The organism is Aquaspirillum sp. LM1 (assembly GCF_002002905.1).
Lineage (GTDB): Bacteria > Pseudomonadota > Gammaproteobacteria > Burkholderiales > Aquaspirillaceae > Rivihabitans.
The window spans coordinates 869,103-892,794 of sequence record NZ_CP019509.1; the positions used below are offsets into that span (position 1 = coordinate 869,103).

20 protein-coding genes and 1 pseudogene are annotated in these 23,692 nt (G+C 61.4%); 15 read left to right on the forward strand and 6 right to left on the reverse strand.

Translation table 11 applies throughout. The features are described from left to right. Positions 1-58: 58 nt before the first annotated feature. The 3 genes from ccoS (at position 59) to BXU06_RS03835 (ending at position 2,799) form a co-directional block, all read left to right on the forward strand. Positions 59-244 (forward strand): cbb3-type cytochrome oxidase assembly protein CcoS, encoded by a 186-nt coding sequence (gene ccoS / locus BXU06_RS03820; RefSeq protein ID WP_077296986.1) that lies wholly within the window; start codon positions 59-61, stop codon positions 242-244. An 85-nt stretch (positions 245-329) separates the two neighbouring features. After that, entirely contained in the window at positions 330-1,613 is a 1,284-nt protein-coding gene (locus BXU06_RS03825) for an MFS transporter (protein ID WP_077296988.1), read from the forward strand. A gap of 247 nt (positions 1,614-1,860) precedes the next feature. Continuing rightward, positions 1,861-2,799, forward strand: coding sequence for a nucleoside recognition domain-containing protein (locus tag BXU06_RS03835; RefSeq protein WP_077296992.1), 939 nt, complete (start codon positions 1,861-1,863; stop codon positions 2,797-2,799). A gap of 59 nt (positions 2,800-2,858) precedes the next feature. On the opposite strand, the gene smc is transcribed toward BXU06_RS03835, so the two are convergent. Continuing rightward, positions 2,859-6,347: a chromosome segregation protein SMC gene (gene smc / locus BXU06_RS03840; protein ID WP_077302642.1), complete on the reverse strand. Its 3,489-nt coding sequence runs from the start codon at positions 6,345-6,347 to the stop codon at positions 2,859-2,861. 95 nt (positions 6,348-6,442) lie between these two features. On the opposite strand from smc, the gene BXU06_RS03845 reads away from it, so the two are divergent. Beyond that, positions 6,443-7,003 (forward strand): YqgE/AlgH family protein, encoded by a 561-nt coding sequence (locus tag BXU06_RS03845; protein ID WP_077296994.1) that lies wholly within the window; start codon positions 6,443-6,445, stop codon positions 7,001-7,003. Then, positions 6,996-7,454 carry a Holliday junction resolvase RuvX gene (ruvX, locus tag BXU06_RS03850; protein ID WP_077296996.1) on the forward strand — a complete coding sequence of 153 codons (459 nt, stop codon included), beginning with the start codon at positions 6,996-6,998 and terminating at the stop codon, positions 7,452-7,454. Before BXU06_RS03845 ends, ruvX begins: the two co-directional genes overlap by 8 nt. A 39-nt stretch (positions 7,455-7,493) precedes the next feature. On the opposite strand, the gene BXU06_RS03855 is transcribed toward ruvX, so the two are convergent. Next, positions 7,494-7,781 carry a transposase gene (locus BXU06_RS03855; RefSeq protein WP_216352535.1) on the reverse strand — a complete coding sequence of 96 codons (288 nt, stop codon included), beginning with the start codon at positions 7,779-7,781 and terminating at the stop codon, positions 7,494-7,496. Between the two features lie 96 nt (positions 7,782-7,877). On the opposite strand from BXU06_RS03855, the gene BXU06_RS03860 reads away from it, so the two are divergent. Further along, positions 7,878-8,939 carry a S8 family serine peptidase gene (locus BXU06_RS03860; RefSeq protein ID WP_171982104.1) on the forward strand — a complete coding sequence of 354 codons (1,062 nt, stop codon included), beginning with the start codon at positions 7,878-7,880 and terminating at the stop codon, positions 8,937-8,939. A gap of 190 nt (positions 8,940-9,129) precedes the next feature. Here BXU06_RS03860 and BXU06_RS03865 read toward each other — a convergent pair whose 3' ends face one another. Continuing rightward, a complete protein-coding gene (locus BXU06_RS03865; protein ID WP_150125092.1) occupies positions 9,130-9,492 on the reverse strand; it encodes a transposase in 363 nt (120 codons plus the stop codon). A 191-nt stretch (positions 9,493-9,683) separates the two neighbouring features. On the opposite strand from BXU06_RS03865, the gene BXU06_RS03870 reads away from it, so the two are divergent. Next, entirely contained in the window at positions 9,684-10,055 is a 372-nt protein-coding gene (locus tag BXU06_RS03870) for a co-chaperone YbbN (RefSeq protein ID WP_077297002.1), read from the forward strand. Between the two features lie 88 nt (positions 10,056-10,143). After that, positions 10,144-11,370: a multidrug effflux MFS transporter gene (locus BXU06_RS03875; RefSeq protein ID WP_077297004.1), complete on the forward strand. Its 1,227-nt coding sequence runs from the start codon at positions 10,144-10,146 to the stop codon at positions 11,368-11,370. On the opposite strand, the gene BXU06_RS03880 is transcribed toward BXU06_RS03875, so the two are convergent. Continuing rightward, the gene (locus BXU06_RS03880; protein ID WP_077297006.1) at positions 11,356-12,228 is read right to left on the reverse strand and encodes an EamA family transporter; all 873 of its coding nucleotides are present in this window, start codon (positions 12,226-12,228) and stop codon (positions 11,356-11,358) included. The genes BXU06_RS03875 and BXU06_RS03880 overlap by 15 nt on opposite strands. A gap of 155 nt (positions 12,229-12,383) precedes the next feature. Between BXU06_RS03880 and BXU06_RS03885 the strand changes: the two genes are divergently transcribed. The 7 genes and pseudogenes from BXU06_RS03885 to BXU06_RS03920 all read left to right on the forward strand — a co-directional run bounded on the left by BXU06_RS03885 (position 12,384) and on the right by BXU06_RS03920 (position 19,956). After that, complete coding sequence (locus BXU06_RS03885) at positions 12,384-13,691, forward strand: replication-associated recombination protein A (protein WP_077297008.1); 1,308 nt, start codon at positions 12,384-12,386, stop codon at positions 13,689-13,691. Positions 13,692-13,699: 8 nt separating this feature from the next. After that, a complete protein-coding gene (locus BXU06_RS03890; protein ID WP_077297010.1) occupies positions 13,700-14,341 on the forward strand; it encodes an Eco29kI family restriction endonuclease in 642 nt (213 codons plus the stop codon). Positions 14,342-14,343: 2 nt separating this feature from the next. Beyond that, on the forward strand, positions 14,344-15,459 hold the full coding sequence (locus BXU06_RS03895; RefSeq protein ID WP_077297012.1) for a DNA cytosine methyltransferase: 1,116 nt from the start codon (positions 14,344-14,346) through the stop codon (positions 15,457-15,459). Positions 15,460-15,686: 227 nt separating this feature from the next. Then, a pseudogene (locus BXU06_RS03905) lies at positions 15,687-16,034 on the forward strand (recombination factor protein RarA); the annotation flags it as partial. A 3-nt stretch (positions 16,035-16,037) separates the two neighbouring features. Next, entirely contained in the window at positions 16,038-17,312 is a 1,275-nt protein-coding gene (gene serS / locus BXU06_RS03910; protein WP_077297018.1) for a serine--tRNA ligase, read from the forward strand. A 213-nt stretch (positions 17,313-17,525) separates the two neighbouring features. Further along, the gene (locus tag BXU06_RS03915) at positions 17,526-18,818 is read left to right on the forward strand and encodes an AAA family ATPase (RefSeq protein ID WP_077297020.1); all 1,293 of its coding nucleotides are present in this window, start codon (positions 17,526-17,528) and stop codon (positions 18,816-18,818) included. 148 nt (positions 18,819-18,966) lie between these two features. Then, the gene (locus BXU06_RS03920; RefSeq protein WP_077297022.1) at positions 18,967-19,956 is read left to right on the forward strand and encodes an IS5 family transposase; all 990 of its coding nucleotides are present in this window, start codon (positions 18,967-18,969) and stop codon (positions 19,954-19,956) included. Positions 19,957-20,110: 154 nt separating this feature from the next. On the opposite strand, the gene BXU06_RS03925 is transcribed toward BXU06_RS03920, so the two are convergent. Beyond that, on the reverse strand, positions 20,111-20,641 hold the full coding sequence (locus BXU06_RS03925; protein WP_171982105.1) for a hypothetical protein: 531 nt from the start codon (positions 20,639-20,641) through the stop codon (positions 20,111-20,113). 158 nt (positions 20,642-20,799) lie between these two features. Beyond that, positions 20,800-23,661 (reverse strand): aminomethyl-transferring glycine dehydrogenase, encoded by a 2,862-nt coding sequence (gene gcvP, locus BXU06_RS03930; protein WP_077297026.1) that lies wholly within the window; start codon positions 23,659-23,661, stop codon positions 20,800-20,802. Positions 23,662-23,692: the final 31 nt, after the last annotated feature.

Genomic DNA, 23,692 nt, shown 5'->3' on the forward strand with positions numbered 1-23,692 from the left:
GGCCTGATGGCGGGCGGGGCTGTTGTGCGCCCGCCGTTTTCAAGCAAAGGATTGTGTTGTGGAAAGCCTCTACCTGCTGATTCCGTTTTCCATTCTGCTGATTTTCATTATTGGCGGACTGTTCTGGTGGGCCACCCGGTCTGGCCAGTTTGACGATCTGGAAGGCCCCGGTCATCGCATTCTGATGGACGACGACAAGCCCGCGCCGCCCAGCGACCCGGCCCGCCAGCGCCCGCCACGCTGACTGATGCCGCAAGCCGGCATCCGGCTGTCACGCTGGGCGGGTATCCTGGCCCGCCCCTTCTCTTTTGCCCAGGCGCTGCCCATCCATGTCTGCTACTTTTGCCTTTTTTCCACGCCGACGGTTTTTGCCGCTGTTCATCACCCAGTTTCTTGGCGCATTTAACGACAACCTGCTGAAAACCGCGTTTCTGGTGATGGTCAGCTACGCCGGGTTGGGTTTTGCCGGCTTGCCGGCGGCGCAGATTGTCAATCTGGCCTCTGGCTTGTTCATCCTGCCGTTTTTTCTGTTTTCCGCCACCGCCGGGCGTCTGGCCGAGCGGCTGGACAAGGCGCGCATTGCCCGCTGGGTGAAGCTTAGCGAGCTGGGCATCATGCTGCTGGCCGCCATGGGTTTTTATGCCCGCAACGTGCCGTTGCTGTTGCTGGCGCTGTTTCTGATGGGCGTGCATTCCACTTTTTTTGGCCCGATCAAGTACGCCATGCTGCCGCAGCATTTGCGCCGCGATGAGCTGATTGGCGGCAATGGCCTGATTGAGATGGGAACGTTCATTGCCATTCTGCTCGGGCAGATGGCCGGCAGCCTGCTGGTCGGGCAGCCGGTGTGGGTCACCGTGGCCTTGCTGGGTGCGGCGGCGCTGGCTGGCTGGTTCAGCAGCCGGCAGATTCCTCCGGCCCCGGCCAGCGCGCCGGATTTGCCGCTGCACCTGAACCTGTGGCGCGACACCCGCAGCCTGCTGGCGCAGGCACGCCAGCTGCCGCCGGTGTGGACGGCCATTCTGGGGATTTCCTGGTTCTGGCTGCTGGGCGCGGTGTACCTGACCCAATTGCCCACATTTACCCGCCTGCATCTGGGGGGAGACGCCCAGGTGTATACGCTGATGCTGGCCACCTTCTCGCTGGCGATTGGTGCCGGGTCGCTGCTGTGCGCCCGGCTGTCACATCACCAGTTGCGGCTGGGCTGGGTCAGCGTCGGCCTGCTGGGCATGACCGTAGCCGGGCTGGACCTGTTTGCCGCCAGCCACGCCCGCCACACTGGCGCGCTGCTGGACATGGGCACCTTTCTGGCCCGTCCCCAGGCCTGGCGGGTGATTGCCGATTTTGCCCTGCTGGGCGCATTTGGCGGCCTGTTCACCGTGCCGCTGTACACCTGGCTGCAAACCGCCAGCCCGGAGACATTCCGCGCCCAGGCGATTGCCGCCAATAATATTGTCAATGGGCTGTTCATGGTGGCGGCAGCGGCATTCAGCGGGCTGCTGCTGGCCTGGCTGGACAGCATTGCCCTGCTGTTCCTGCTGGTGGCGCTGAGCAATCTGCTGGCCTTGCTGGCGCTGGGCTGGCGTGAGCGCCAGCTGTGGTGCTGGCGGGGCTGAAATGCCCGACGTCAGCTCGCTCGCCATTTCAGCGTGACTGACGACTCGATCTCTTTCCGCATGAGCCTCACTTCACTTGTCGTTCCCGCGCAGGCGGGAACCCAGACGGTGCCACATCGTGCGTCGTGGGGGGTTGGCAAGTGCTCGGCGGTGTCGGCCAAGATCTTTGTGCTGGCCGCCAGCCAGTCGGCCATGCAGCGTTTTTCTGCCCAGCTGCCCAGCGCAAACAATGTCATAATTTGCCGCCATGGACCTGCTGATCGACATCATTCTCAAGGCTGGCCGCTCGGCGGTTGAGCTGTCCCTGTTTGTGCTGCTGCCGGTGATGGTGGTGATGCTGGCGCTGATGCGCCTGCTGGAAGCCTGGGGCGCGCTCGACTGGCTGGTGGCGCGGCTGACGCCGTGGCTGCGGCCTGTTGGCTTGTCCGGCCTGGGGGTGTTTGCCGCGCTGCAGATCAACTTTGTCAGCTTTGCTGCGCCGGTGGCCACGCTGAGCATGATGGAACAGCGCGGGGTGTCCAGCCGGCATCTGGCAGCTACTCTGGCCATGGTGATGGCAATGGCGCAGGCCAATGCGTCGTTTCCGCTGGCGGCGCGTGGCCTGCAGCTGGGAACCGTGCTGCTGCTGTCGCTATTGGGCGGCCTGCTGGCGGCGGCGCTGACTTACCATGGCTTTGGCCGCCACCTGGACGGTTGTGAACAGACCCAGGATGAATCGCTGCCGCATCCGCAGGCAGAAACGCCCAAGGGCGCGCTTGATGTGATCAACCGCGCCGGGGCCGAGGCGTTCCGGATTGCGCTGGGGGCGATGCCGATGCTGGTGTTGTCGCTGGTGGCGGTCACCGCGCTGACCGCTGCTGGCGCGGTAGGTGGGCTGACCCGGCTGCTCGGGCCGCTGTTGAGCCAGGCCGGAATCGATCCGCTGCTGATTCTGCCTTCGCTGACCAAATACCTGGCCGGCGGCAATGCCATGTTTGCGGTGATGGACGAGATGCGCCGCCAGGGTGTGGTCAGTGCCACGCTGCTGAACGCCAGCGCCGGCTGGCTGATTCATCCACTGGACCTGCCCGGCCTGGCGGTATTGCTGTCGGCGGGCAAGCGGGTGGCACAGGTGTGGAAGCCGGCAGTGCTGGGCGCGCTGGCCGGGATTGCCCTGCGCACGCTGGGGCATGTCTGGCTGAGTTGAGGGCAGGCAAAATACACCGTCCGCCCTTTTGCTGCGTCGCCCCGTCGGGGTGATGCGCCCTACTGCTCGCGCATTTTCAGCGCTTCGACCATATCCACCGCCACAATCCGGCTCACCCCCTGCTCCTGCATGGTCACGCCAATCAGCTGTTCGGCCATTTCCATGGTCAGCCGGTTGTGGCTGATATACAGAAACTGGGTGCGGTCGGCCATACGCTTGACCAACTCGCAAAAGCGTCCGGTGTTGGCGTCGTCCAGCGGCGCGTCCACCTCGTCCAGCAGGCAGAACGGTGCCGGGTTCAAGCGGAACAGCGAGAACACCAGGCTCATGGCGGTCAGTGCCTTTTCGCCACCGGACAATAGATGAATGGTGGCGTTTTTCTTGCCCGGCGGCTGGGCGATAATCTGAATGCCGGCATCGAGCAGGTCTTCGCCGGTCAGCACCAGTTCGGCACGGCCCCCGCCAAACAGCAGCGGGAACAGCTCGCTCATCGAGGCATTGACCTGATCAAAGGTGGTTTGCAGCATGCCACGGGTTTCGCCGTCCATTTTTTCGATGGCCTGCATCAGCGTGGCCATGGCTTCGGTCAGATCGGCGGCCTGATCGGCCAGGTAGTCGTGGCGTTCGCGTGCGGCGGTCAGTTCGTCCAGCGCGGCCAGGTTGACCGCGCCCAGCCCGTTGATGGCCTGACTGAGCCGGCCAATTTCACTGACCAGCGCCGAGGCCTTGACCGCGTCGGTCAGGTCGGCCAGCAAGGCGGTTTCGTCGGCCTGGGCGTTGCGCAGTTCTTCGTCAAAGCGCTCGACAGTCAGCAGTGCTTCCTGACTTTTCAGCCGCCAGTCGTTGATGGCATCGCGCAGCGGGTCGAGCGCGCCTTCCACTTGCTGGCGCGAGGCGGTGAGCTGGCGCAGCAGCTCGGTGGCGTGGTTGGCGGCGTCGCGGGCGGCGTTCAGGTTTTCTTCGCACTGGTCGCGCATGATCAGCGCCTGTTGCAGCACTTCGTCCAGGTCGGTGGCAGTCAGGTTGTCCTGCTCGGTGACCAGGGTTTCCTGGCGTTCGACCAGCAGCTCGCGGCGTTCGTCCAGTTCATCGCGGCGGCGGTTGAGGTCGTTAAGCTTGTTTTGCGCGGTGGTCAGGGCAAAGCGCGCTTCCTGCGCCTGGCGCTCCAGGTCGCGGCTGCGTGCCCGCGCCAGGGTCAGCCCGGTTTCGGCGTCCAGTCGGTGCAACTGGGCGTCGTCCAGCGCCAGCGCCAGTTCGTCCAGCTGCAGCTCGGCTTCTTCCGCGTTCAGGCTGGCTTGTTCGATGCTGGCGCGTTCCAGCTCGGCTTCTTCGTCCAGCCGGGCCAGTTCTTCGTCAATGGCGTCGCGGCGGGCGCTGTGCTGGGCCTGGGTGTGTTCCTGGCGCGCGCAGGCCAGTTCGGCCTGATTGCGTGCGGCGTCAGCGCTGCTCAGTTGCTGGCGCAGCTGGCGCAGTTGCTCGCTGTGCGCGCTCAGCGTGGCGTCGAGCTCGGCCAGTTGCTCGCGCAGGCTGTCCAGCTGCGGCTGGCTTTCCTCCAGTGCCGTGGCCAGCCGCTGGCGTTCGGCCTGGCGGGCCATCACCCCGCTGTCGGCATCCGGGGCCCAGTACACCACGCTGTGCCGAGTGGCGCGATGGCCTTGCGGGCACACCAGCCACTGGCCATCGGCCAGTTTGGGTTGCCAATGCAATAGCTGTTCCAGGCTGTCAACGGTGTGGCCGCCGTGCAGCCAGTCGGCCAGGCCCGCCGCCAGTGCGGGCGCGCGCAGGGTCAGCCGGCTGGCCAGCGTGGGCAGTGCCAGGCTGGCCGCTGGCTGGCTGGCCTGACCTGCGGCAAACAGCGCCAGCCGGGCCGGAGGGGCAGCGTTGGGCCAGTCTGTCGGGCAGCGGGCGGACAAAATCGGTGCCAGCGCGGCTTCCACTGCGGTTTCCCAGCCACTGGCGATGTCCAGCTGTTGCCACAGCGGCGCTTGCTGGCTCAGGCCGTGCTGCTTGAGCCAGGCTTCGCTGCGCCCGGCGTGGGCGGCCTGGGCCAGCAGTTTGTCCAGCGCGGCCAGGTCGGCACCCAGCCGGGTGTGGCTGTCGTGCTGGCGGCTGAACAGCGCCTGCTGTTCGCTGCGCTGGCGGCTGAGCTGTTCGCTGTGTTGTTCGGCTGTGCCCAGTTGCTCGCGCAGGGTGTCGGCGTGCAGGCTGGCGTGTGCCAGCGCCAGCCGGGCGCGGTCGAGTTCGGCGCTGTCGGCGGCGTTCAGCTGGCGGGCTTCGTCATTCAGCCGGGCGCGGCGTTCGTCCTGGCGGCGCAGGGCGGCTTCGGCGTGCTGGCTGTGCTGGCGGGCCAGATCGCGCTGGCGGGTCAGTTCGGCCTGGCGGCGGGTCAGTGTGTTCAGTGCGTCATCATGCTGGCGAAACAGCGCTTCGGCGGCGGGCACGCCGTCGTCGTCGCTGTCGGCGGCCATGGCGGCTTCTTCGGCGCTTTGCCGGGCCAGATCCCGCTGGTCTTCCCAGTGTTCCAGCTCGCTGTCAATCAGCTGGTCTTGCTGGCTTACGCTGGCCAGTTCCTGGCGCACGCCGTCCAGATCGCGCTGCAGGCGGGCGGCGGTGTCGCGGCGGTGGCGCTGCTGTTCTTCCAGCCGCGCCAGCTGGGCGCTGGCTTCGGCCTGTTCGGCCTGGCGCTGGTGTACGGCGTCGGTGGCGGCAAAATGGCTTTCACGCGCGGTTTCCAGCCGGGCGTCCAGTTCGGTACCCTGGCGGCTCATCGCTTCCAGCTCGGTTTCCAGCCGGGCCAGCTCGGCCCTGGCCTTGGCCTCGCCCTGCTGGGCATCGCGCCGGCGCACCATGGCCAGCAGGTTTTGCCGGTGGGTCAGCGTGTCGTGCAGGGTGTGGTAGTGCTGGGCCACTTCGGCCTGTTCCAGCAGTTTTTCGGTTTGCCGGGCCAGTTCCTGGCGGATGTCTTCGATACGGGCCAGGTTGTCGCGGGTGTCGGACAGGCGCGATTCGGTTTCGCGGCGCCGGTCTTTGTAGCGCGACACGCCGGCGGCTTCTTCCAGGTAGGCACGCAGTTCTTCCGGACGCGCTTCAATGATGCGCGAAATCATCCCCTGCTCAATCACCGCATAGCCACGGGTGCCCACGCCGGTGCCCAGAAACAGGTCGGCAATATCCCGGCGGCGCACCTGCTGCTGGTTGATCCAGTAGCTGGAATCGCCCTGGCGGGTGAGCACGCGCTTGATGGCAATTTCGGCAAACTGGCCCCACGGCCCGCTGGCGCGGCCTTCGCTGTTGTCAAAAACCAACTCGACCGAGGCCCGGCTGACCGGCTTGCGGGTGGACGAGCCATTAAAAATCACGTCCTGCATCGATTCGCCGCGCAACTGCTTGGCCGACGATTCGCCCAGCACCCAGCGCACGGCGTCAATTACATTGGATTTGCCGCAGCCATTGGGGCCAATCACCGCCACCAGCTGGCCGGGTACAGGAATGGTGGTCGGGTCAACAAACGATTTGAACCCGGCCAGTTTCAGATGAGTCAGGCGCACAAAAGCTTCGCAGTACAACAAGAAATAATCGGCGATTGTAACGAAATCCCGCGCCTTGCGCGCCGCAGCTGAACAGCCTATGCGATAATGCTGAAATGGACTCTTTTTCGCTGACTGACCATTTCCTGATTGCCATGCCCAATATGACCGACCCGCACTTTGCCGGGGCGGTGGTCTACCTGTGTGAACATTCCGAGCACGGGGCGATGGGAGTGGTGGTCAATAAACCGGCTGAGGTCACGCTGGGTGAACTGTTTGACCAGATCGACCTGCCACTGCTCAACCCCGAGCAGGCCGGCCACCCGGTGTATCTGGGCGGGCCGGTGCAAACCGATCGGGGCTTTGTCCTGCACCAGCCGCTGGACAACTGGAACGCCACCCTGGCAATCAACGACGATACCGGGCTGACCACCTCGCGCGATGTGCTGGTGGCGGTCAGCCAGGGCGATGGCCCCTACCGCATGCTGATTACCCTGGGCTATGCTGGCTGGGGCGCAGGCCAGCTGGAGCAGGAGCTGGCGCAAAACGCCTGGCTGACCGTGCCGGCCAATCTCGACTGCATTTATGGCCAGCCGCCCGAGGCGCGCTTTGCCGCCGCCATGCAACTGCTGGGCTTTGACCCGCTGGCCCTGTCTGGCGAGGCCGGCCATGCCTGACGCCACCGCCTTGCCGCGTGGAGCCTTGCTGGGCTTCGACTTTGGCCAGGCGCGCATTGGCGTGGCGCTGGGCAATACCGAAGTGGCGATTGCCCACCCGCTGGAAACCATTGCCAGCGACAGCAACGACCAGCGCTTTGCCCGAATTGCCGCGCTGATTGGCGAATGGGCACCGGCGGCGCTGATTGTGGGCCTGCCAGTACACGCTGACGGCACGCCGCACGAGATGACCCGCCTGGCGCGCAAGTTTGCCCAGCGTCTGCATGGCCGTTTTGGCCTGCCGGTGTGGCTGGTGGACGAGCGCCACACCTCACAGGTGGCCGAACACCAGCTCAACGACGCCGGCCTGCGTGGCCGCCGGCAAAAACCGGCGCTGGATCAAGTGGCCGCCCAGCTGATTTTGCAAAGTTTTCTGGACATGCCCGACGCAGTGGGCAGCGTACCGCTTTGACATCCTCGCCCCCCTAAAGGATGGCGATTCCTACGGTGCTCAGGCGGCAATCGCCTGAGTCGCTTCGGTGGGTTCCTGTTTCATTGAGCGGCCCGACTGCAGGCGCTTTTGGTGCTTCTTGAAGCTGTTGAGCGGTTCGAGGTAGCTGCCGTCGCTCATCGTGGCGAAACGGGCGATGCCCATATCAATGCCGACGGCTTCGCCATGCGGCAACGGCTGATCGACTTCACGTTCCGTCTGGATCGACACACACCACTTGCCGCCTGACTGGCTGACGGTGGCGTTCAGGGCCTTGCCCCGCCTGGTAGGGTGGGGTGGGGTGGCCAATCAGGTTTACATAGTTTTACCCGTGCGCCCATACGCATTTACACGGATGTTTTGTAGGCTTGAGGCTATCAATTGATGGTTATTCAGGAGTCTGCCATGTCTGCCCGCCCGCATTTTGCTCACTCGTCGCCCTTCTCCCCAACAGACAGCGATGCCCCCACCTTCCGCTCACCGTTACAAGACTGTGCCGTGTCTGCCGACAGCAGCGAGCTGGCCGCGTTGCGCGGCGGATGGGCAAGCGCGGTGCCAAGCATCCGCTTTGCACCCACCACCCCGAGCACGCCCACCGTGGTGTCGCCCACCCTGCCCAGCACGCTCAGCGTGGCAGCAGACCAGCAAACCGTGGTGATTCTGGACACCGGCCTCAGCAGCAGTGTGGATAATCTGATTTATCAGTACGACTTTTACGCCAACGACAGCAATGCCAGCAGCACGGCCACCCATGGCTCGATTGTCGCATCCCAGGTGCTGGCGGCCAGCAGCGACACCAATATCGTCATGCTCAAGGTGGCTGCCGATGGGTCGGACACCATCAGCCTGAGCGCGGTGGACGCTGCGCTGGACTGGGTGGCCAAGTACGCCAGCACGCTGAATATTGCCGCCGTCAACCTCAGCTTTGGTGCCAACAGCGCGGTGAACCGCGCCACCAGCACCACGCTATCGGATGAGTTTGCCACCCTGGATGCGCTGGATGTGGCAGTGGTGGTGGCCGCTGGCAATGCCGGCGTGAAAAACGGGGTAACCTCGCTGGCGTCGGACAGCCATGTGATTGCTGTTTCGGCATCGGATGGCAGCGGAAATTTTGCGTCTTTTTCCAACCGCGATGCCGACCTGACCGACCTGGTGGCCGATGGCGTGGATATCAGCGCCAACGGAGAAGACGTGTCCGGCACCAGCTTTAGCGCACCGCTGGTGGCGGGTGCCATTGCCGAAGTCAAGGATGTGTTTTACACCACGTATGGCCGTGAACTGAGCGTGGATGAATCGCTGTTGCTGCTGCAGGCTACCGCCAATGCGATGAACACCAGCGGTGAAGTGGCCGGCACCAGCAGCGCCGCCGGCAGCGGCTATGTGGAGCTGGATCTGGCCGAAGCGCTGGCGGCAATTGGCAATCTGACCGAGCTGCAATTAATTGGCTTGACACCCTTCCCCGCTTAAAAGTGGGAGACGCCTCGCGGCGCAAGACGTTGAGCTGTCTCGTCGCTTCGGATTGCTGAACTGGGTTTTACGGCTCATCGCCCGCTGCGCACGGCGCAAGGCGGTTTCGCGCCGTTTGAAGCGCCAGATAGCTGCCATCGCTCAGCGTGGCGAAACGGGTCATCCCCACATCAATGTTGACTTGCGCCGTTCACCCTGCACGACCCGGCGAAGCGGCGCATGTTGCGCTGTTGCTCGCCGGTGAGCATCCTTTGCGGCACGGCAAACCCGCATGCAGGCTGACGGTGACGTTCTTGATCGCACCCAACACCTCGCGGCTGTTGCGGTAGCGCAGCCAGCCGAGTTTCGGCAGGAAGATGCGATCATTCGCCTGATCGAGCTTGCAGCCTTGCGGATAGCGGAAGCTGTCGCCTTTACCCTTCTTCTTGAAACGGGGAAACGCCGCCCGTTTGGCGAAGAAGTTGCTGTAGGCGCGTTCCAGGTCCTTGAGTGACTGCTGCAAGGTTTGCGATGGCGAGTCTGTGAGCCATTGCGTCGCCGGGCAATCTTTCACGGCGCAAGGGTGTTTCTAACGACAGGACGCCTGCGGTGTCCGCGCTTTATATCACCGCCCTGAAAGACGGTGTTTTACGGCGCGTCAGATAAATACCATCACCCGCTAACTTGCATTCGGCTAAGCTGAAGCCATATTGCATGTGTTGCTTCTCATACTGCGCATCGGCGCCCCTCAGGAAAGGATTCCCCATGGCCGTTATCGAACTGACTGCAGACACTTTCAACGACGCGGTCCTGCCCGGCCAAACCGTGATTGTGGACTTCTGGGCACCATGGTGCGGCCCGTGCCGCAGTTTTGCCCCCACCTTTGAAGCCGCATCGGCCAAGCATGCCGATGTGGTGTTTGCCAAGGTGAATACCGAGGTGGAGCAGCAACTGGCCGGCGAGCTGAATATCCGCTCGATTCCCACCCTGATGGTGTTCCGCGAGCAGATTCTGCTGTTCAACCAGGCCGGGGCGTTGTCAGCCGGGCAGCTGGATGCGCTGCTGCAACAGGTAGCCGAGCTGGATATGGACGCCGTGCGTGCCGAGATTGCCGAGCAGGAAGCCAGCGCCAGCTGAGGCTGGCCGGCGTGTTCCATCCGCAACCACACCGCCGCCTCTGTGCGGCGGTGGATTTTTTTCTGCGCCCAGGCGCGTATGATGCCGCATGACCCCCATACCCCAAACCCGCTCCGGCCACTTTGGCCTGGCCCTGATGCTGGCTGCGCTGGCCACGCTCGGGCCGTTTTCGATTGATACCTTTTTGCCGGCCATGCCAGCAATTGGCGCGTCGCTGGGCGCGTCGCAAGTGGCGATGCAGCAGGCACTGACCGTGTATCTGTTCTGCTACGGGCTGATGATGCTCTGGCACGGCGCCATTTCCGATGCACTGGGGCGCAAGCCGGTGATTGTGGCGTCCACCCTGGTATTCACTCTGGCGTCGGTTGGCTGCGCGCTGGCGCAAACCTTGCCGCAGCTGCTGATTTTTCGCGCCTTACAGGGCTTGTCCGGCGGGGCCGGGCTGATTGTGGGCCGGGCGGTGATCCGCGACCGGCTGGATGGCGCGGCGGCGCAGCGGCTGATGTCGCATGTGACCATGCTGTTTTCGCTCTCGCCCGCCATTGCCCCGGTGGTGGGCGGCTGGCTGTTTGGCGCGTTTGGCTGGCACTCGATCTTTATTTTCATGGCGCTGATTGGCGGCGTGCTCACCATGGTGGCCTGGCTGGGTCTGGCCGAAAGCCACCCAGTCAGCCGCCGCCAGCCGCTGCAAGCCAGGGCCTTGCTGGCCAATTACCGACAGGTGGGGGGCCGGCGCGAGTTTCAGTTGCTCGCGCTGGCGGTGGCGTGCAATTTCAGCGGGTTTTTTCTGTATATCCCGTCGGCCCCGGTGTTTTTGATGCGCCATCTCGGCCTGAACGCGCATGAGTTCATCTATATGTTTGGCCCGGCGGTCAGCGGCATCATGCTTGGGGCGTTCTTGTCCGGGCGGCTGGCGGGCCGCTATTCGGCCAGGCAAATGGTGTCGCTGGGGTACGGCCTGATGGCCTGTGCAGCGCTGCTGAACCTGGGCTACTGCCTGTTCTGGCCGCCGGCGCTGCCGTGGAGCGTGCTGCCGCTGGCGATTTATACTGTAGGCATGTCGCTGGTGGCCCCCACCATCACCCTGTTTCTGATGGATTTCTTTCCCAGCCTGCGCGGCACCACCTCGTCGATGCAGGGCTTTACCCAGACCATGTTTTCCAGCGTGGTGGCCGGAGCCATCACCCCACTGCTGTGGGATTCGCCGCTGACCCTGGCGCTGGGCATGTGTGTGTTTCTGGCTTGCGGGTACCTGCTGCTGCGCGGGTTTCGCGTGGAACACGCCCGCCAGCGCGCCAAGTCATCCGCCGGATAGCGATGCGCCGGCCAGCAGGCTCACCCCCAGCAGCATCAGCAGCGCGCCCATCAACCGCGCTGGGGTCAGCGTTTCGCCCAGATAACGCGCGCCCAGCCAGGTGGCCAATAGCATCGACACTTCGCGCACCGGTGCCACATAGCTCAGCGGCGCTTGCTGCAGGGCAAACAGCACCAGCGCATACGCCAGCGGCGACAGCACCCCCACCCGCACAATGGCACCGGCATGCTGGCTGGCCTGCCGACGCAGCTGCGCCGGCTGCCGCCAGGCCAGTGGGGCCAGCAACAGGCTGCGCGCCAGCAGGCTGAAGCCGTAAAACACCAGCGGCGGCATCGCCAGTGCCTTGATGGCCAGGCCATCCACCACGGTGTACGCGGCAATGCACGCGCCAGTGGCCAGCCCCCAGCCCACCCCGGCGCGCTGACGGGCGCGGTCTGCCGGCGCGATGCCGCCTTGGCTGAGCAGGGCAATGCCGCCAATCAGCGCGCCAATTCCACCCCAGCCCTGCGCGCTGGGCCATTCCTGCAGCAGGGCAATTGCACCCAGCACCGCCAGCAGCGGCCCGCTGCCGCGCGCCAGCGGGTAGACCACGGAAAACGCCCCACGCTGATAGCCGCGCTGCAACACCAGCGAATACAAACTGTGCAGCCCGGCACTGGCCAGCACCGCCAGCAGCATCGGCCCCGACCATGTCAGGTCGCGTGCTTGCCAGAGCGCCAGCGGCAGCAGCCCGGCCAGACTGACCAGGCCATACAGCCAGACAAACGGCGCGCCGCCGGCCACCTGTTTGGCGGCCAGGTTCCATAAGGCATGGCACAACGCGCCAGACAACACCAGCGCCCAGGCGGAGAGTGGCATCGGGGATTTTCCAGGGTAAGCAGGGTTTGGAAGAAGAAATCTCCAGCGGCAATCATGCCGCGCCAGGCAAACCGATGTCTACCCGACGCCATCCGGCGGATGCATCTCCCCCGCTGCACAGGTAAAATCCGCTCACCCCCTCAACTGGCCACCCCATGACCGACCTGTTCCATACCGCCCCCACCCCGCCGCTGGCCGAAGCCTTGCGCCCGGCCTCGCTGGATGCGGTGGTGGGCCAGCAGCATCTGATAGGCCCCGGCAAGCCGCTGCGGCTGGCGGTGGCCTCGCGCAGCCTGCATTCGATGATCCTGTGGGGGCCGCCGGGGGTGGGCAAGACCACACTGGCGCGGATTCTGGCCCACAGCTTTGACGCGGAGTTCATCGCGCTGTCGGCGGTGTTTGCCGGGGTGAAGGAAATCCGCGCGGCGGTGGAGCAGGCCGAACGGGCGCTGACCATGCACCAGCGGCGCACCATTCTGTTTGTGGATGAAGTGCATCGGTTCAACAAAAGCCAGCAAGATGCCTTTCTGCCCTATGTGGAAGCCGGGCTGCTGACCTTTATCGGTGCCACCACAGAAAACCCGTCGTTTGAAGTCAACGCCGCCTTATTGTCGCGGGCGCAGGTATACGTGCTGCAAGCGCTGTCCGACAGCGAGCTGGCCACCCTGCTGCAGCGCGCCTGGCACAAGGCCATGGTCGGGCTGACGCTGGAGGATGCTGCACGCGACCTGCTGGTGGGCCACGCCGACGGCGACGCCCGCCGGCTGCTCAATCTGCTGGAACAAACCCGCAATGCCGTCCAGGCCAGCCCACGCCAAACCATCGACGCGGCATTTCTGGCCGAGGTGCTGACGCTGAACGCCCGCCAGTTTGACAAGGGGGGTGACGGGTTTTACGACCAGATTTCTGCCCTGCATAAGTCGGTGCGCGGCTCCCATCCGGATGCTGCGCTGTACTGGCTGACCCGCATGCTGGATGGCGGTGCCGATGGCCGCTATCTGGCCCGCCGGCTGGTGCGCATGGCCTGGGAAGATATTGGCCTGGCCGACCCACGCGCCGCCGAGATTGCCCTGAACGCCGCCGAAACCTTTGAACGGCTGGGCAGCCCGGAAGGCGAGCTGGCGCTGGCGCAAGCCACCATTTATCTGGCGGTTGCCGCCAAGAGCAATGCCGGATACAAGGCGTATAATGCCGCCAGAGCGTTTGTCGCCAGCGACCGTTCGCGTCCGGTGCCGGTGCATTTGCGCAATGCGCCGACAAAGCTCATGAAAGAACTGGGTTATGGGCATGAGTACCGATATGCTCATGATGAGCCCAATGCCTATGCAGCGGGTGAAACATACTTACCTGATGGGATAGAAAAACCAGATTGGTATCAGCCAGCACCAAGAGGGTTAGAGATTAAAATTACTGAAAAGCTTGCACTCCTGCGAAAGTGGGATAAAGAAGTTGGTAAGAAATAAGGTGAGAAATGATTAGGCAACCGTTTGATAGAAATAAGCATGTTTACCACAACGCTGCTTTCGTTGAATTGGTAAAAGATGCTATTAGGTTTTTTAATGGCACACCAGTTCACGAACTTTCACCACCAGAGAAATTTTTGGGAACAGGTGTTTATGCACTTTACTACACTGGTGATCATCCTCTTTATACGCGTTATAAAGAGCTAAATCGCCTATCGTATGACTTTCCTATCTATGTAGGAAAAGCAGTTCCCGGCGGCTGGCGGCAATCAAGAATTTCAGATTCTGAATCCACACAATCAAACGAGTTGTATCGTCGCTTGAGTGAACACAGCAGAAGCATTTCTTCCGGTGATGGCTTAAACCTTTCAGACTTTTCATGTCGATTTGTAATTTTTGAAAGAGAAGGATCAGACATGATTGGTTCAATTGAGGCTGCACTTATCAAGCTGAATAGACCGCTCTGGAATTCGTGTGTAGATGGTTTTGGCAACCATGATCCAGGTAGTGGTAGATATGAACAAGCTCGTTCAGATTGGGACGTAATTCACACCGGTAGAGTATGGGCTGATCGCTTGAATGGGGTTCCGAATAGCAAGAGTGATGTTGTTGCAAATATTACAAACCATCTGAAGAAACTGAAGAAGTAATAGTGAAATCATTAGAGATTTTTTCTGGAACTGGCGGATTAGCCAAGGGACTAGAAATTGCCGGCTTTGAACATGCATCTTTCGTTGAATTTAACAAAGATGCATGCTTATCACTTAGGAATAACTTTAATCCAGAGATTATTTTTGAAGGCGATATTGCAGACTTTGACTTAAGCGCATTAGCGGGCGTGGACATCGTTGCGGGTGGCCCCCCTTGTCAACCATTTTCTTTAGGTGGCAAGCACAAGGCACATCAAGACAGTAGAGATATGTTTCCTTATGCAATCCGCTGCATAGAACATCTTCAACCTAAAGCATTTTTATTTGAAAATGTAAAAGGGCTTTTAAGAACTTCATTTTCTGAATATTTTGACTACATTATTCAACGGTTAACTTACCCCCATTGCACCATCAGTGATAATGAAAACTGGGAAAATCATCTGCATAGACTGAAAAAGTTAAGTTATAATGAATACAAAGGAATTAATTATGATGTTTCGTTTAAAGTTTTAAACGCTGCCGACTATGGCGTGCCACAAAAACGGGAGCGGGTAGTTATTATTGGAATTCGTTCTGATTTAAAGAAAGAATGGAAGTTTCCTGAGCCAACTCACACTGAAGATAGGCTAAATTGGGATAAATTTGTGACTGGTGAGTATTGGGAAAGGTACAATATTCCAGCTCAAGAAAACACTACCATTTCCAGAGTATTGAAAAACAGGTATGGAATTTTTCCACCTGAAGAAGCTCCTTGGCAGACTGTTCGTGATGCTCTGTTTGATGTTCCTCACCCAAATGACAAACACAACATTCCAGATCATATTTTTAAGGATGGTGCTAGAGCCTACCCCGGACATACTGGCAGTGAAATCGATCAGCCCTCTAAGACAATCAAGGCAGGTGGCCACGGAGTCCCCGGTGGTGAGAACATGATTCGCTTTGAAGATGGATCAGTAAGATACTTCACTACTTATGAAGCAAAGTTGATTCAAACCTTCCCAAAGGATTTCATCGTCACAGGTGCATGGGGTGAAGCAATGCGACAGATTGGTAATGCTGTACCAGTCAAGTTATCTGAAGTTATTGCAAAGCACTTATTTAGGCTATTGAATGAATAAGAAAAGCATCTGCAGGTATCTGGTATCTGTCGCCTCGATAGAATCCCAAACTCAGGGGTGATAACGGAAGAACAAAGTGCAAGATACGGCCAGGTATTCAAAGACAAAGCAGAGGCAAGATTGTTGCCATCGGAGAGTGCATCAACTGAAATGGTGGGACCCGAATTGAGCATTTCTGTCGCCACGCTGGAGCATTGGCGCGTAGAGACACTGTCCATATCCGCCTTGAGGCAGTGCTGATGATGGCGCTGGACGAAGGTGCCAAGAGCAATGCCGGATACAAGGCGTATAATGCCGCCAGAGCGTTTGTCGCCAGCGACCGTTCGCGTCCGGTGCCGGTGCATTTGCGCAATGCGCCGACCGCGCTGATGAAAACCCTTGGCCATGGCCAGGCTTACCGTTATGCCCACGACGAACCGCATGCCTACGCCGCCGGCGAGCAGTATCTGCCCGACGGCATGGCCGCGCCCGGCTGGTATCAGCCGACGCCACGCGGGCTGGAAGCGAAAATCGCCGATAAATTGCAGTTTCTGCACCAATTAGACGAACACGCCAAAAACACCGATCAGGATTAATTCATGCTTGATATTCAACTGCTTCGCAACGACCTGCCTGCCGTGGCCGCCCGCCTGGCTGGCCGGGGCTTTACCCTGGACACCGACGCCTTTGCCCAGATGGAACACGAGCGCAAGTCGCTGCAAACCCGCACGCAAGACCTGCAGGCACGGCGCAATGCGCTGTCCAAGCAGGTGGGCGAAGCCAAGCGCAAGGGCGAAGACGCCTCGGCGATCATGGCCGAAGTGGCCGGTCTGGCCGATGAACTGAAAGCCAACGAAACCGCGCTGGCGCTGCTGCAAGACCGCCTGTCGGCGCTGCTGATGACCATCCCCAACCTGCCGCACGAATCGGTGCCGGTGGGCCGCGATGAAAGCGACAACGTGGAAGTGCGCCGGGTGGGTGAGCCGCGCGCATTTGATTTTCCGGTGAAAGACCATGTTGATCTGGGTGCCGCGCTGGGCCTGGACTTTGACACTGCCGCCAAGCTGTCGGGCAGCCGTTTTGCCGTGCTCAAGGGCCAGATGGCCCGCCTGCACCGCGCGCTGGCGCAGTTCATGCTGGACACCCATGTCAGCGAACACGGCTACACCGAAGTGTATGTGCCGTACATGGTCAACGCCGACTCGATGCGCGGCACCGGCCAGTTGCCCAAGTTCGAGGAAGATCTGTTCCGCGTGCCGCGCGGCGAAGACACCTTTTATCTGGTGCCCACCGCCGAAGTGCCGGTGACCAACTTCATGCGCGACGAACTGGTCAAGGCCGACCAGCTGCCGATGCGCTACTGCGCGCACACCCCGTGCTTTCGCTCGGAAGCCGGCTCGTATGGCCGCGACACCCGTGGCATGATCCGCCAGCATCAGTTTGACAAGGTGGAAATGGTACAGATCGTGCGCCCGGAAGCGTCGTTCGATGCGCTGGAAGCACTGACCGGCCACGCCGAAGCCATCCTGCAAAAGCTCGGCCTGCCCTACCGCGCCATCGTGCTGTGTACTGGCGACATGGGCTTTGGCGCGTGCAAAACCTACGATCTGGAAGTGTGGCTGCCGGCGCAGAACACCTATCGGGAAATCTCCAGTTGCTCGAATATGGGCGACTTCCAGGCCCGGCGCATGCAGGCGCGCTTCAAGAACGAACAGGGCAAGAATGAGCTGGTGCACACCCTGAACGGCTCTGGCCTGGCGGTGGGCCGTACCCTGGTGGCGGTGCTGGAAAACTACCAGAACGCCGACGGTAGCGTGACCGTGCCGGAAGCATTGCGTCCGTATATGGGCGGGCTGGAACTGCTGCGTCCGTAAGCATGACGGGGCAACCCGATCGCGCCAGAACCGCCGTGGGGGACGCCCTTCGGCGGTTTTTTTGCGGGTGATCGCCACGCCCGGCTGGCCTGCTGGCGCAGGCAGACAGCCTGGCGGATTTCATGATACAAATGTGACAAACGAATTGAGAGAGGCATGTCATCGGCCAGGCTGGCCTGGCATGCAATACCGCCGCCTATCTGAAGGATCTCCATGGCAACCCACGACCCGCTGGCCATTCAAGACCCCAGCTCGTTTGAAAAACACATTGGCACGCTGTTTCAAAACAGCAACTGGGAAGTGATTGTGCCGCCAGCCAATACCCGAGGCTATGATCTGGAGCTGCGCCGGGACAAACTGTGCGTGGCGGTGCAAATCAAGAACTACACGCGCAAATGCAGCTTTGCCGATCTTGAAAAGTTCAAGAGCTTTCTGGAACTGCCCCTCGCCGCCAAGTTCACCCACGCCTTTTTTGTGTCGGCCAGCGGTTTTTCCAAAAACGTGCTGCTCGATGCCGAAGCCAGCCGGCGCGAGCGTCAGGAACAGAAAGCACAGCGTGACGCGCTGGCCCAGCAAGGCGGCCAACCCGCCCCGGCCCAGGATGAAACACTGCCGCGCGCCAATGCCAGCGCCAATCTGGTGCTGGTGAATTACCGCAACGGCAAGCTGGAGTTTCCCTCGCTGGAAAGCAGTGCCGCCGAGGTACCCCCGGTGGAGCGGGTCCGTTATATCGGCGTGTTCACCTGCAAGGGCGGGGTGGGCAAAACCACCACAGCCGCCCATCTGGCGGGTGCCTTTGCCCTGATGGGCCACGATGTGGTGCTGCTCGACCTCGATCCCGACCAGAACCTGCATAAGCTGTTTCGCGCTGATCTTGACGACCCAGGAAGCGATGCCAGCCTGTTTGTGCCGGCCATGGTCAAAGGCCAGATGGGAACGACAATTACCGTACTCAGCCATGAACAGTGGGACAAGTCCCGCCAGGCGGGCCACACCGACCTGGACGCCAAAATCATTATCTGCGACTGCTCGCCAGTGCTGTCTGAAAACCTGCCTGAACTGATTGAAAAATTTGACTACTGCATTATCCCGACCACGCTGAATCCACTGGGGATTGCCAAGAACGCCAATGTGATTACCCGTACCTTTGCGCATATCCGCCAGATCAATCAGAAAGCCGAGATGTTCTGCCTGATCAACAGTTTTGATGTGGGCAAAGCGGTAGAAAAGAAAAACGACACCTTGCTGACCCATCTGCAAAAGGAAATCGACCACTACGCCAGGCACGACCCCAAGTGCCGGCTGATTCATCCATCGCAGGCCAAAATCCGCTACAGCAGCGCCCTGCTGTACTGGGGTTACCACATCATCGACGGCAGCCCGCCGCAGCTGGCGTTTCGCGAAGTGGCCGGGCGCAGCTATCCGCGTACCGATTTCTTGCAACTGGCTGAGTATCTGGAAGAGCACACCGATATTGAAACGCTGCGCCATCGCGGCGAGGCGTAGGGAAAGCTTGCAAGCGTGAGGGGGGGCTCTGCCAGCCCCCCACCCATCACGACAACGCTACAGTTAAGGACGCGCTGATTTATTCCCCAACAGCTGGATCTAAGCCTCCTGATCTGCGAACATCAGCACATTGAACGTGGGTGGTCACATGAAGACGCAAGCCAGCTTTTCCGAACTGGAATACGCGACAAAGAAGAAGGTCACGCGGCGCGACCGGTTTCTTGACGAAATCAACAAAGTCACGCCATGGGCCGCCTTGGTCGCGCAGATTGAGCCGTTCTACCCGAAAGGAACAGGCCGGGGCCGACCGCCGATTGGCGTAGCGCGGATGCTGCGAATGTACATCGCCCAACAATGCTTCGGACTCTCAGACGAAGGCATCGAAGACGCCATCTATGACAGCCAGGCCATCCGGGGATTTGTTGGCATAGACCTGTCGCGGGAGTCTGCACCAGACGCCACCACCCTGCTCAAGTTCCGCCGCCTGCTGGAAACGCACCAGCTGACCGAGCGCATCTTCGAGACCATCAACGCCCTACTGGCTGCGAAGGGCCTGATCCTCAAGGAAGGCACGGTTGTTGACGCCACCATCATTGCTGCGCCGTCCTCGACCAAAAATCGAAGCGGTGAGCGTGATCCTGAAATGCATCAGACCAAAAAGGGCAACCAGTGGTACTTCGGCATGAAGGCACACATTGGGGTGGATGCTGAAACGGGCATCGTGCATACCCTGGTCACCACGTCAGCCAACGTCAGCGATGTCACCCAGGCGCATGCCTTGCTGCATGGCGAAGAGCGGCTTGCCTTTGGCGATGCAGGCTACCAGGGGGTTGAGAAGCGGGAAGAGAACCGGGGCAGGCGGGTTGAATGGGAAATTGCCATGCGTGCGGGCAAGCGCAAGGCGTTGCCGGATACGCCGGTCGGACGACTGCAGGAGCGGATCGAACAGGCCAAGGCCAGGATCCGGGCCAAGGTTGAACATCCGTTCAAGATCATCAAGAACCTCTTTGGCATGAAGAAGGTGTCCTACCGTGGGCTGGCGAAGAACACGGCGCGGCTGCACACCCTTTTTGGGTTGGCGAATCTGTTGACGGCCAGGCGGCGACTGTTTGCGCTGAACACCCAAGGTGCGTCCTGAAAGGGGGAAATGAGGAAATTTGCCGCCTGACAGGGTGAAGACTGACCGAAAATGACGGTGAGCAGGCATTTTTTACTCGCCCAAGCGCTCATGCCGAATCGATGCGGCCCGCTTCGGTCTTCTTTGGTGAAATGCTGATTTTTTCAGCGCGTCCTTAATTCAGTGCTACCGGGTAAATGGTGTTCACAATCCATTTGCCATTGCTCATGATGAAGCCAAACGAAATTTCCTTGACCATGTAACTGTCCCATTGGGTGCATCGCCCTTGGGCATCTGCCTGTTTGCACGAGTAGGCCCCCAGGTTGCCCATGCCCAACGCGGTCAGCGAAACCACTTGGAACGGAGCGTTGCCCGAGCAGGCAACGGGGTTGGCAATATATTGATACTGGCGCCAGGCCGCATCGTACTTGCCTCTTGCCTCAAACAGGGTTTTGCCTTGTTGCGAGGTGCCTGGTGGTGGGGTCATACCATAAATATGCTGGGTGACATGCCCGCCCATGGCAGTATTCTGGTCGGCATTGGCACTTTGCTGCACCGAAGGGATATCACGGCAGGGTGCGGCCAGCGCTGGGGAAGAGAGCCCTATGCCGAGCAAGCTCAAGCTTGCGACCAGGAAGCGCCATTGACGGGGAAAGCGGTGAGCTATTTTCATGATTGAGCCTTTCTGAGCAGGATTGAAAAACAACAGTATGTCAGATAAATTTTCTGCATGCCAGAACAGGAACGCTGCGACAGGGATATGGTGAACGCTGCTGACCCCATCAACAAAAAACCGCCCACCCGGTCATCCCCGGTGGGCGGTTTTGCTCTGGTGCCAAGCGCTCAACGCAGCCTGGACAAGGCTTACTGGTAGTTCTCCATCCCCGGGCACGAGCACATCAGATTCCGGTCGCCATACACATCGTCAATGCGGTTGACCGACGGCCAGAACTTGTTGTCGCGCACCCATTCCAGCGGGAACACCGCCGTGTCGCGGGCGTAGCTGCGCGTCCATTCGCCGCTGATCACGTCGCGCTGGGTATGCGGGGCGTGCTTGAGCGGGTTGCTGTCGGCGGCCCATTCGCCGGCTTCGACCTTGCCGATTTCAGCGCGGATGCTCAGCAGCGCGTCGATAAAGCGGTCGAGTTCAGCCTTGGATTCGCTCTCGGTCGGCTCGATCATGATGGTGCCGGCCACCGGGAAGCTCATGGTCGGGGCGTGGAAGCCGTAGTCCATCAGCCGTTTGGCCACGTCCACTTCGGTCACGCCAGTGGCGGCCTTCAGCGGGCGCAGGTCGATGATGCACTCGTGCGCCACGCGGCCATTCTTGCCGGTATACAGCACCTGATACGCGCCTTGCAGGCGGGTGGCCACATAGTTGGCGTTCAGCAGCGCCACCTGGGTGGCGCGCTTGAGGCCGGCGGCACCCATCATGCGGATGTACATCCAGGAAATCGGCAGGATCGACGCGCTGCCAAACGGCGCCGCCGACACCGCGCTCTGGCCTTCGCTGCCATTGGCGATCGGTGCCACGCTGTGGTTGGCCATGAACGGGGCGAGATGGGCTTTCAGGCCAATCGGGCCCATGCCGGGGCCGCCGCCGCCGTGCGGGATGCAGAAGGTCTTGTGCAGGTTCATGTGCGACACATCCGCGCCAATCTTGCCCGGCTGCACCAGGCCCACCAGGGCGTTAAGGTTGGCACCGTCCATATACACCTGGCCGCCGTGGGCGTGGATGGTGTCACAGATGTCGCGCATGGCTTCTTCAAACACGCCATGGGTGGACGGGTAGGTGATCATCAGGCAGGCCAGGGTGTTGCCGTATTGCTCGGCCTTGGCTTTCAGGTCAGCCACATCCACATTGCCGTTATCGTCGCAGGCGACGACCACCACCTGCATGCCCATCATCTGCGCGGTGGCCGGGTTGGTGCCGTGGGCGGATTTGGGGATCAGGCACACCGTGCGCTGGGCGTCGCCACGGCTGGCGTGGTAGCGGCGGATGGCCAGCAGGCCGGCGTATTCGCCCTGCGCGCCAGAGTTGGGCTGCATGCAGATGGCGTCAAAGCCGGTGATGGCCTTGAGCTGTTCGGACAGGCTGTCGATCATCGCCAGGTAGCCGGCGGCGTGTTCGCGCGGGGCAAACGGATGCAGGCCGGCAAATTCTGGCCAGGTGACCGGAATCATCTCGCTGGTGGCGTTCAGCTTCATGGTGCAGCTGCCCAGCGAGATCATCGAATGATCCAGCGCCAGGTCGCGGTTTTGCAGGCGCTTGAGGTAGCGCAGCATTTCCGTTTCGCTGTGGTGGGTGTTGAACACCGGGTGGGTCAGGTAGCGCGAAGTGCGCGCCAGGCTGGCCGGGATGGCATCGGTGACGCTGGCGTCCAGGGCGTCGATGTCCACCGGCTGGCCGGTCAGCAGTTGCACCAGCGCCGCCACGTCGGCGCGGCTGGCGGCTTCGTGGAAAGCCACGCCCACCGTGGTGTGGTCTACCCGACGCAGGGTGTAACCGGCGGCTTCGGCTGCGGCCAGCACGGCATCGGTGCGCGGGCCGGTGGCCACCAGCACGGTGTCGAACCAGCTTTGATTGACCACGGTGCCGCCGTGGGCGCGCACGCCAGCGGCAAACAGGTCGGCCAGACGGTGCACATAGCCGGCGATGCGGCGGATGCCGGCTTCACCGTGGTACACGGCGTACAGGCCGGCCATATTGGCCAGCAGCACTTGCGAGGTGCAGATGTTCGAGTTGGCTTTTTCGCGGCGGATGTGTTGCTCGCGGGTTTGCAGCGCCATGCGCAGGGCCTGGCCACCGTTGGCGTCGATGGATACGCCGATGATGCGGCCGGGCATGGCACGCTTGTATTCGTCGCGGCAGGCAAAGAAAGCCGCGTGCGGGCCGCCAAAGCCCAGCGGCACGCCAAAGCGCTGCGCCGAACCCAGGGCAATATCGGCCCCCAGCTCGCCCGGCGACTTCAGTAGCGCCAGCGCCAGCAGGTCAGCGGCCAGCACGGCCACGCCGCCTTGCGCCTTGACGCCGGCAATGGCTGCGCTCAGCTCGTGCGCTTCGCCCCGGGCGTTGGGGTATTGGAACAGCGCGCCAAATACCTCGGCACCAGCGGCGTCGGCTGGTTCACCCAGCACCAGCTCAAAGCCAAACGGCTCGGCGCGGGTTTTCAGCACATCCAGGGTTTGCGGCCAGATCTGGCTGTCAACAAAAAAGCGGTTGCTCTTGCTGGTGGACACGCGGCGCGCCATGGTCATGGCTTCGGCGGCGGCGGTGGCTTCGTCCAGCAGCGAGGCATTGGCCAGTGGCAGGCCGGTCATGTCGATGATCACTTGCTGATAGTTCAGCAGCGCTTCCAGGCGGCCCTGGGCGATTTCGGCCTGATACGGGGTGTAGGCGGTGTACCAGCCGGGGTTTTCCATCACATTGCGCAGGATCACCGCCGGGGTCAGCGTGTCGGCGTAACCCATGCCGATGAAGGTCTTGCTCAGGCGGTTTTGCTGGGCCAGGGCTTTGAGCTCGGCCAGCGCTTCGTGCTCGGCGCGCGGCGCCGGCAGCGGGATATCTTGTTCCAGCAGAATGCTGGCGGGTACGGTTTGCGCCACCAGGTGGTCAAGCGATTGCGCGCCAATGGTGGCAAGCATGGCGTCAATGTCGGCGTGCGACGGGCCAATATGGCGTTCGATAAAGCCGTCGTGGTTTTCCAGGGCAGTCAGCGTGGTCATGTGTGCGAAATTCCGGGGGAGTGCAAGGGGG